Here is a 2,230-nt window from a genome sequence, read left to right as displayed (position 1 = left end):
TTTGGTATCAGAGTTATCAGATTTTTAGGGCTAATTGTGCATCTGCTGGGCAACCAAATTAGCCTGTAATTCAGAGCCGGCAATCGTTTTGACGATTTAGATAAAATTTTCAATGTGACACTTTAGGGTGCGGAATGTGGGTTAAATATAAGATGAACGTAGGTTGGGTTGAAGCATGAAACCCAACACCCGCATGGGTTACGCTACCGCTAACCCATCCTACAAATAATTGTGCCTCCCTACTTGTGTGCAGCGTTTAATCAAGTCAGTCCCGATGAAAAAATTTTCACCCCCACAGATGAAAGAGGTTTCTTTCCCTACACCCCACACCCTACACCCTACACCCTCTTTCAAGACAGGACAGGAGACAAAAACGAGTTATTGGACAGAAAGAGGCGATGGGATGTTATTATTTAAAGCCGATTCCCCGGAAGCAGCCGAATCGATCATCGGGCAGCATCCCCTGATTAAAAATGGCTATGTGGAGTATTAACTGCACGAATGGCGAATAGTAGTGGAATAGGCTATTAAAGGAGTGAACCCTGTGCAAATATTCACGACAATCCCCGGTTTACGCACTTTTTTGGCTGATTATCGCCCTGATCACAGTATTGCCCTCGTGCCAACCATGGGCGCTCTCCATAAAGGTCATGCTAGTCTAATTCGACGCGCAGTGACGGAAGCGGAGGTGACTGTGGTTAGTATTTTTGTTAATCCTCTACAATTTGGCCCTACAGAGGATTTTTCTCGCTATCCCCGCACCTTTGAAAGCGATCGCCAACTGTGTGAATCCTTGGGAGTTGCTGCTATTTTTGCTCCCAGTGCGGAAACTTTAGGAATTGGTGATTCTGAGGAGATAACCGCAGTTGTTCCCCCGATTTCTCTGACTAGCGGGTTATGTGGTGCTTTTCGTCCGGGACATTTTCAGGGAGTAGCCACAATTGTCACGCGGTTGTTTAATATTATTGCACCGACGATCGCCTATTTTGGCGAAAAGGATGCCCAACAGTTAGCGATTATCCGGCAATTAGTCAGAGATTTAAATTTAGCGATCGAGATTCGCGCTTGTGCTACAGTGCGAGAAACATCGGGATTAGCCGTTAGTTCTCGCAATCAGTATCTATCGGCCACAGAAAGGGAAAAAGCGACAATTATCGCCCAAAGTTTGCAATTAGCTCTCGAAAGTTTTCGTTTAGGGGAAAGACAAAGGGAAAAACTACTGGCTATTGTGCAAAAAAATCTCGACAGAGTAGCAGAATTTCGCTGTCAGTATCTGGATTTAGTCCATCCCCAGAGTTTACAACCGATCGAGCAGATCGAGACAGGGGGTTTGTTAGCGATCGCTGGATCGATCGGTCAAACCCGTTTAATTGATAATATTATCTTGCGTCAACGTCGGGCAGTTATCGCTATTGATGGGCCTGCTGGAGCGGGAAAATCGACGGTAACGCGCTTAGTAGCGGAAAAATTGGGGTTAACCTATCTCGATACCGGTGCGATGTATCGCGCAGTGACATGGTTAGTGGTGAATTCCGGTCTGGATTTGTCCGCAGAAGCGGCCATCGCCGAGTTATTATCTTTAGCGAAGATAGCAATAATCCCCGCCGATAGTCCCGAAAATGTGACTATAGTGAAGATTAATGGGCAGGATGTGACTTTAGAGATTCGCTCTCCCGCAATTACCGCGCAAGTGTCCAGAATTGCCGCTCAAAAAGCGGTGCGACAGCAGTTAGTCACCCTGCAAAGACAGCTGGGAATGTCGGGGGGAATAGTTGTGGAAGGTCGAGATATTGGTACTAATGTTTTTCCAGAAGCGGAATTAAAGATTTTCTTGACAGCGACACCCGAAGAAAGAGCGAGAAGGAGATTAAAAGACTTAGAAGCGCAGGGAAATGGGGGTATTAGTCTCGCAGAATTAACCCAAGAGATTGAAAAAAGGGATTATTTGGATAGTAATCGCTCCCTAGCACCCCTGCGAAAGGCCACAGATGCGATCGAAGTTAATACCGATCATCTCAGTATTACAGAAGTCACGGAAAAAATCATTGCTCTTTATCATCTTAACCAAGGTAATTTAGGGAGATAATTATGGCTCTTCGGTTTGTGTTATGCAATGGAGGGGGGTTATAAGGGATGGAACCCTTATATAGAAAGGCATTTAGCGATTTTTGTCAATTGTTTTTTATCTAGAGCGAACTAATCAATTAAGTCTCTTGCCAGATAAGGATTT

The 2,230-nt window shown here is 45.1% G+C and carries 2 protein-coding genes; both read left to right on the top strand.

Features of this window, described 5'->3' with window-relative positions:
* Positions 1–274: 274 nt before the first annotated feature.
* Positions 275–493, top strand: a complete 219-nt coding sequence (locus PX482_RS26480) for a YciI family protein (protein WP_288024221.1) — start codon at positions 275–277, stop codon at positions 491–493.
* Between the two features lie 51 nt (positions 494–544).
* Positions 545–2,086 (top strand): bifunctional pantoate--beta-alanine ligase/(d)CMP kinase, encoded by a 1,542-nt coding sequence (locus PX482_RS26475; protein WP_288024218.1) that lies wholly within the window; start codon positions 545–547, stop codon positions 2,084–2,086.
* Positions 2,087–2,230 lie beyond the last annotated feature (144 nt).

This window comes from Microcystis sp. M53602_WE12, assembly GCF_030065455.1.
GTDB lineage: Bacteria > Cyanobacteriota > Cyanobacteriia > Cyanobacteriales > Microcystaceae > Microcystis > Microcystis aeruginosa.
Note: the sequence above shows the minus strand (reverse complement) of the source record. Positions and strands in the feature narration are given on the sequence as shown.